The 7,492-nt window shown below is 46.3% G+C and carries 5 protein-coding genes; all 5 read right to left on the bottom strand.

Annotation, left to right across the window (positions count from 1 at the left end; translation table 11 throughout):
• A partial coding sequence (locus tag AB4135_RS18495) for a hypothetical protein (protein WP_371994927.1) occupies window positions 1-666 on the bottom strand: 666 nt, incomplete at its 3' end.
• Window positions 667-680: 14 nt separating this feature from the next.
• Window positions 681-2,006, bottom strand: coding sequence for an HlyD family type I secretion periplasmic adaptor subunit (locus AB4135_RS18490; RefSeq protein ID WP_371994926.1), 1,326 nt, complete (start codon window positions 2,004-2,006; stop codon window positions 681-683).
• The gene (locus AB4135_RS18485; protein ID WP_371994925.1) at window positions 1,999-4,119 is read right to left on the bottom strand and encodes an ATP-binding cassette domain-containing protein; all 2,121 of its coding nucleotides are present in this window, start codon (window positions 4,117-4,119) and stop codon (window positions 1,999-2,001) included. Before AB4135_RS18485 ends, AB4135_RS18490 begins: the two co-directional genes overlap by 8 nt.
• On the bottom strand, window positions 4,116-5,774 hold the full coding sequence (locus tag AB4135_RS18480) for an ABC transporter transmembrane domain-containing protein (RefSeq protein ID WP_371994924.1): 1,659 nt from the start codon (window positions 5,772-5,774) through the stop codon (window positions 4,116-4,118). The genes AB4135_RS18485 and AB4135_RS18480 overlap by 4 nt, the downstream gene beginning before the upstream one ends.
• 289 nt (window positions 5,775-6,063) lie before the next feature.
• Window positions 6,064-7,461 carry a tetrathionate reductase family octaheme c-type cytochrome gene (locus AB4135_RS18475; protein ID WP_371994923.1) on the bottom strand — a complete coding sequence of 466 codons (1,398 nt, stop codon included), beginning with the start codon at window positions 7,459-7,461 and terminating at the stop codon, window positions 6,064-6,066.
• Between the last annotated feature and the right edge of the window lie 31 nt (window positions 7,462-7,492).

Genomic DNA, 7,492 nt, shown 5'->3' with positions numbered 1-7,492 from the left:
AGTGCCAGTGCCAGTGCCATGACCGCTAGTCGTACTGCCTGTATTTGGTGATAATGGGGGGTGTGATGTTTGTGGTTCGCTATAACCAGTAGGGATCACTGGCTCCTTTGTTAACCCCGTTGTTGTTATAGCAACAGTAAAGTGAGGTTGATTATGCTCATTGGGGCTAAAAGTGAGTGGTTTAGCTATCTGGCTTAATTCAATGGTTCCATTTGCGTTAGCATGAAAATGTGCGCCTGAATGTAAGCCTGTGGTTTCAGTTGTACCGTGTGGTTGGGCGTGCTTGTCTTGTGCTGCCTTAACGTCAGTGACCGAATTTGTTGTTTGAGCGACTTGATCCGTTTTTTCCGTTATTGCTGCTTGATTTTCTTTATCTGCTAGCTCGGTTTGCTGCTGTCCTCGCTGAGCGGTATCTGTGTTTGAATGTGCTGGTTGCTCTTTGGCTGCAAGGCTTGCAGTACTCCAAGATTTATCGGCAACTAAATCCTTATTACCTATGGTACTGGCTTTACCGCCATCTCTAAACTCTTTAGCTTTTAAACGAGCTACGTCCTTGTCGAGCTGTTTAGCCTTAATTTTGGCGTCCAATTGTCGTTGTTTTTTCTCCGCAGCAATCGCTTCTGGTGTCTTTGCACTTGATGTGGATTTTTTATCGTCCTGACTCATTATCTACTTCCTCTTTAGCGCTCACCAAAAGCTTCTGTCACATTGGTAAATACTGGCTTCCATAAATATTGGAAGACCGTTTTGTCACCGGTCACTATGTCGGCTTCACCTGTCATCCCTGGGATCAAGTCAAACTGGCCGGGTTTATCTGCAAAGTATGGTTTATCTATGCTGATCTGCACTTTATAAAATACGCCACCTTTTTCATCTGAATCGGTACTGGGCGAAATACGCTTCACAATGCCATCGAGTGCGCCATAGCGGCTGTAATCGAAGGCATCAATTTTAATCCGCACCGGTTGGCCAACTTTCACAAAGCCAATATCTCGCGGAGACAGTTTGGCTTCCATTAAGCCGGTTTTAGTCATCGGTACGATAACCGCAACAGTGCCACCGGGTTGGATCACGCTGCCAGTAGAAGAGGAGGGGATAGACTGAATAATGCCATCAACCGGCGCCGTAACCGTATTTTGTGACACTAAGGATCCTGATGATTTCAAGCGGGCGATAATGCCTAGCAGTTCTGCTTGGGCATCGGTGCGTTTCTCGCCAACTTCTTTGAGTAATGTGGCTTGTTTTTGCTTTAACTGTTGCTCAAGAGTGAGCAGGTTTTTAGACAACACCTGCTGCTTGCTTTCCATGCCTCTTAGCTCGCGTATGTAGGAATCAAGCTTTTGTTGTGATTCCAAAATTCGCAATTTAGAGACGGCCTGCTCTTCGGTTACTGAGCGCATCATCTTAAGTGTTTGTTCAGCGGTTTCTATCTGGTCACTAAGCGGTGGGATCTCAGCTTTAAGACCATCGATCTCTGCTTGCGACTTAGCGATATCAGATTCTGATAATTGCTGCATCGCCAATCGCTCTTGGTTCATGCGGTTTAATGATGCTGTGTGCAGTTTGACTAACTGTGGGTATTCCAGTTCAAACTCAGCAAAGTTAGCTTCTCTTTGATCGATAAAGGACTCATAGCGCTCAATTCTGAGTACCAAGTTTGCCCGTTTACTGGCCAGTTCCTCTTCAGCTGATTGGCTGTCAATAGAGACAAAACTCGCTAACACATCGCCTTTTTTTACCACGTCTCCCTCCTCTACCACTACAGATGCAATCGTACCGCCTGTGCGGCTTTGAATTATCTGTCGATGTCCTAGCGGGACAACTTGTCCTTTAGATTTGGAGATCTCTTCAACCTGAGCGAAAAGAGACCAAAGCAACATAATCAGCACTGAACCTGTGATCAAAAAGATTATCCGTTTAATAAACTTCCTTTCCGCAGGCGCTTCAATGGCATCGGTAAATTCGTGCTCAGGCCATACTCGATTCGCTAGTTGACGATTATCCATTAGGGAGGTTCTCCTGAGATGCTGCTGATTGCGGTTGTTGAGCTGATTGGTCGGGAATTGGACCTGCGTAAACAACCGCGCCTTTATCTAAAATCACCACTTTGTCGGCTTGCTGGATCAGCTCTTGATCATGGCTGGTAAATAGCACGGTGCTTTTGCCTTTAAGCGCGCTGAATGTTTTTAGTAACTGAGCTCTAGCAGCAGGGTTTCGGTTGGCAATGGGCTCATCAAGTATGATTAAGCTTGATTGCTTAAGCAGCGCTCTCGCTAAGCTGATGTAACTGCCTTCAACGGCAGATAATAGTGTGTGACCACGGTTAAATAGATCGATGTTAAGATCATTTCCTAAGGCATTAAACAGAGATCCGCCTCCCGCAGCCTTTATGGCCGCAACCAGCTCTTCATCGCTGGCATCTTGTTTTGCGATGCGCAAGTTGTAGGCTAAAGTTCCCGGGAAGAGATCTGGCTCAGCAGGGCAGAATGCAGCCCATTTTCGATAAGCTTCAGGATCATATTGTTTCAGGTTTTTGCCATTAACACTGACATAGCCCGCTTGAGCTTCTGCGACTCCCATAGCGGCAAGTAGCATTGAAGTTTTTCCGCAGGCATTGGGGCCAATAATCGCAACATTTTCCCCTGGTTCAATATCGACACTCACCCCCGCCAGTGCTGGATCAACATCTGCGCCATAACGCAAAGTAACATGTTGAAAGCTAATCGCAGGCGGAGTATCTGTTGCAGGTGTATCGAGCCTTAATTCACTGTTTTCAGTTCCCGCTTGCATAAAGCGATCAAACTGTTTGATTGCCATGTCCATCATGGTGATTTTTTGGCTAGAGGAAAATGCCAACTGGGCGGGCCCGGTAATGCGCCAGATAAGCATCACACAAGCAATCAACGCACCGGGGCTAATACTTTGGTTAAGCACTAAAAATATACCGGTAAATACGGTGACCAATGCTGTGAGTAAGCTCATTGCATGAGCGACAGCGACATTTAATCCATTCCGTTTGGCAAAGAGAAAGTTCTGCCTGCAATTTTCTTTACACTGCCGCGCAAACTTAGTATTCCAACCGTCTGTTTCACCACTTGTTTTAAGTTGTAGTAAGTTTTTGGCCAACTCGTTTATTGAGTTTTGATAGTCTCCGCTAATAGTGGGTGAGGCTGATTGAGCATACTTATTGACTGCTTTCATCACCAAATAAAATAGCAGCAACATGACCAAAGGAACCACAACCAGCCAGCCACTCAATAGCGCAATAGTGACTAATGCAATGGCGGTAAAAGGCAAGTCAACTAAGCCCGCTCCCCCAGGGCCAGACAACAAGGTTCTGACTTTTTCAGCATTGCGCATCCGTGCCATATGGTTAGCGCTACCTACTCGAGATAACACCATCAGCGGCATACTTAAGAGTCGCTTAAAGGTCAGATCTGACAGATCGCGGGCAAAGCGATTACTGGTGGTCGCGAGTACATTGGCTCGTGTCAGTCGAGTCGTGACCAACACCGCCAAGGCTAATGCGGCGCCAAGGGCGATAGTTGGTAGTACGTCAGGCGCTTGCCCGCCAATAACTCGGTCGTAAACCGCCATGGTAAACAGCGGCACCGCAAGCCCGGTAATACTCGACAGTAAACTAAGCCAAAAGACGGGTCGATACCATTTGGTGCGTTTACTCATATGGGCAGCAAAAGCACGTATGTTTTGTTTACTCGCTGGGAGGCTTTCGATAATAACAACGTGGCTATCTAGCAGTAAGTCGTCAGCGCTTGTCGTTTGCCATTGCTCTGTTTGCAACTCGAAAATCTCATACTGCTCATTTCTGCGCCGCACCATTATTGCGGGCTTATCATCTGGGATAATAATAAAGGGGTGAATGGCTTGTGAGGTTGCCTTCTTATCAGCTTTAAAAACGGAATAGCCGATATGGTGTTTGCGTAATAGGTTGGCGAGTGTAACGGTATCAACGCCCTTAACTGAATCATCATTGAGTAGGTTATTTGCTTGTGAAAACAGCCCTAATTGCTGAAATAGTGCGACTAATATGTATTTTAGCTCTTGCGGCTCAATAGTGGATGTTGTTTCTGTTGGCTGAGTTTGACTGATTGAATTCATGATCCAGCCTCCTGCGTAGCAGTTAAGATTTGGCACTTGCCTGTGCTATCAATATTGACCTTTAGCTCGGCGTGGTTCGCAAGTTCTGCAAAATGAGAGGCGCAGATAATAGTCATTTCCCCTTTGTAATGGTTAATGACATTGACGAGTCGCGCTTGGGAATCAGCGTCCAGTGAAACCATCGGCTCATCAAGCAGTAAAATAGAGGGTGACTGTACAAAAGCTCTGACCAAAGCAATGAGTTTAATTGCGCCTTTATTAAGCATTTGATTATCGCTAATGCCCACTTCGGTTTGATAGCCGGATGGCAGCTGAGCAATGCTGCTAGTTAGCCCTAACGCTTCAGCGACTTCCATCGCCAGTGCTTCTCTCTCGGGTCTGAACATGGTCATATTTTCTAATAAACTACCAGCAAACAGCGTTGGCCAAGGCGATACGTAAGTCACCGATTGGCGGTACTCATTGCCCTGGTGTTCACTTTGTTCAACCCCTGCAATGGTTATCGTACCTTTATCTAAATGATGAAATGCACCAATAACGCTAAGCAGTAAACTGGCATGGGTGAGGGGATCTGAGGTCACTGTGACTAAACTGCCGCTGGCAATGGATAGGTTAAAGTTGCTGAGCTTAGCGCCCACCTGCGAGCTGGCAACATTTTCAAAGGTGATTGGTCCAAGGGGGAGTTTTTGTTGATACTGGCGGCTACCTTTAAATACCTCTTGTGGTAGTTCTGCTAAATCATTGACATGGTTCATTGCGGTACTGGCACTTGCGAGTCGCGAGCGTAGGCTGATAATGGCGCTGAGCGGAGCGATCGCTCTGCCGGCCAATATCGAACAAGCGGCAAGACCACCCGTTGTGAGGTTGCCATTGAGTACTTCATAACAACCAATCAAAACGATTAACAGCGTGGTGCCTTGAGACGCGCCCTGGATCAACTCTTGTAGTTTAGAAGATAGCCAATCGACCTGCTGTTGCTGTGCTAAGCGGCGGTAATTTATCTCGCTATAAATTGCTGATAACCGAGTTTCCAGTGCCAAAGCCTTCGCGGTGGTGAGTCCCGATAACACTAAAATCAACATGCGCGAGCGTTCACTGTCGGTGAGTGCTAAATCTTCAGTGGCACGGTTTAGCTTTTGGCCGATAAAAAATACCAAGCCACCGATAACGAGCCAAACAGCAATGGGAATAAACACTAACGGGCCGCCAATATAGGCAACCAGTGCTAGAAAAATCAGTACAAACGGGAAGTCCATTAACGCCACAAGTGCTTGCCCTGAATAGAGTTCTCGCATGGCGGCAATACTGGCAAGCCCGTTTGATACTTTTCCGGTACCGAGACTTTCTACATGGTGGTAGTCAGATTGCATTAATGCATTGACGACTTTAGTGGTGGTTTGTAACTCAAAATTGGCGGCCGATGAGGCCAATAACCAACTGCGAGAATAGCGTAATAGCAGCTCTAATAAGATCGCCACCGCCACGGCTGAAGCCAACACACTGGCGGTGCCGTAGCCTTCATTTGGCAATATACGGTCGTATATTTGTAGCATGGTAAAAGGCAGAGCCAGCGACAATAAATTGATGAAAGTAGAGGAGAGTAGCAACTCAGCCTTAGCGCGATTATTATTTAGTAAACTGAAGTTTTCTCTCATCGTTCATCACATCCTTGGACTGTCAGAAAAGGGTGTATAAATAATAGTATAGCTTTAACTAATCTGTTTAACTTAACAGCTTATTTACATCTTTGTGTGAAATAAAATCGATTTTTTTTGAGGAACTTAAAGCACTGCTAGCGAAGCTACATATAGATAAATGGGAACGTAATGTGGAATTATGCGTAATTGGTAGGGTGTCAGCCGGTGAATTTGCAGGGAACCGGCTGACGATTAGCGCAACTAATGGAGCAATAGCTGCGCTAAATACTGCTATTGAAGTGGTAGGCTATTTGGCGTGGCGTTTGCCGGTTTTACTTTTCATTGGATCACTGTCATAGCCTAAAGCTTGCCAATTCATACGGGTACCTTTGTTATGGCAGTCACTGCATTTGAGGGCTTCGGTTTTTGGTGAAACCATATGGTTAATACGCCACCACATTTCAGTTGCCGCAAAGCCATGTTCGCCGCTGTATGTGATACCTTTGTCAGCTAACACTTGATTGGCTTCCATGCCCAGTTTCGCGGCTTTGTCCCAATCATAATCTTGCCAGTATCCACCTTTGCCGTAGACTTTAGCAGTAACGAAAATGTTTTGTTTACTGTCGTAGATCTGCTTACCGCGGTGCACCTTGAATGGATAGATTTTGGCAGTGCTATCGTTAATGTCTCCGAGCGGGCTAGTCAGCTTAGTCACTTTGGTTGGATCCATCTTGTCACCGACCATATAGGCATCGGCATTACCGTTATACCAAGCATACTCAGGCTCAACCATCTTGCCCCAAACGAAGTTTCCTTTCTTTTTCTGATAGCTCTTCTTGCCGTATTTATCTTTAGTTTCCTCAAGATCGCTACCCGCTGTTGACCAATCCCAGCTCATTTTGGTCGCTTCATTACGAGCAAAAAATGGAATGTGACAAGTTTGGCAGGCAACACTGGCCGAGTGGGTATTCAGCTTTTTGTTTTTGTGTGGCAAGGCATCGTGACAATTGACGCAACCTATTGGGTTCTGCCCTCCAGGTGAAACGCCCATAGCATTACCGGTTATCTGATGAGCTTCGGTTGTATGACAGGTCTGGCATTGGAAGTCATTGCCGTCGGTGTCCATATGCACATCGGTCGCCTTATCTGGATAAGACATAGAGGAATCTAAATCACCATGTTTTACTGCATCACCGCCGCCACCAAAGAAGTGGCAAGTACCGCAGTTATCACGTACTGGTGCACCAACATTTTGTGCGACTCGTTCAAGGTTTACTCGGGCGAGCACCTCGCCAGCCCCGGCGGGATCTTTTATGTAAGTGCCGGTAGTATCGTGACAAACTAGGCAATCGACTTTGGTCATGTCGGTAAAATCAAAGTTGTTATCTTTCCAACCGTAGCCCGCGTGACAGCTGGTACATCTCGGTTCGTTACCTGAGATAGAGGTACAGAAATTGTTGATGGCGTCTTTTTTTCCACGTTTTACTGTGCGCCCTGGTAGTTTTTGTTCCAATTCCCAAGTCCAGTGTGAGGACTTCATAAAATCTTTGGCATGATCTTCATGGCACTCAATACACTGAGTGGTGACCTCAGAGCCTTGAGTAAACGGACCTTGCAGGTACTCGCTATGCGGGTTAGCTGCCATGGCAAATTGTGTGCTAGCAATTAACCCCACAGCGATGGCACTAATGATTAATTTTTTCATGTTTTGCTCCTGCCCCGGCGCAAACGCCGGG

Origin of the sequence: Shewanella sp. 10N.286.54.B9, assembly GCF_041468565.1 — a bacterium.
Taxonomy (GTDB): domain Bacteria; phylum Pseudomonadota; class Gammaproteobacteria; order Enterobacterales; family Shewanellaceae; genus Shewanella.
The sequence above is the reverse complement of the archived record's forward strand: the minus strand, read 5'-3'. Positions and strand labels throughout refer to the sequence as shown.

Bases quoted from the DNA above. Each gene is read 5' to 3' on its own strand.
- AB4135_RS18490 (WP_371994926.1), bottom strand. From the start codon at position 2,006: ATGGATAATCGTCAACTAGCGAATCGAGTATGGCCTGAGCACGAATTT.
- AB4135_RS18485 (WP_371994925.1), bottom strand. From the start codon at position 4,119: ATGAATTCAATCAGTCAAACTCAGCCAACAGAAACAACATCCACTATT.
- AB4135_RS18480 (WP_371994924.1), bottom strand. From the start codon at position 5,774: ATGAGAGAAAACTTCAGTTTACTAAATAATAATCGCGCTAAGGCTGAG.
- AB4135_RS18475 (WP_371994923.1), bottom strand. From the start codon at position 7,461: ATGAAAAAATTAATCATTAGTGCCATCGCTGTGGGGTTAATTGCTAGC.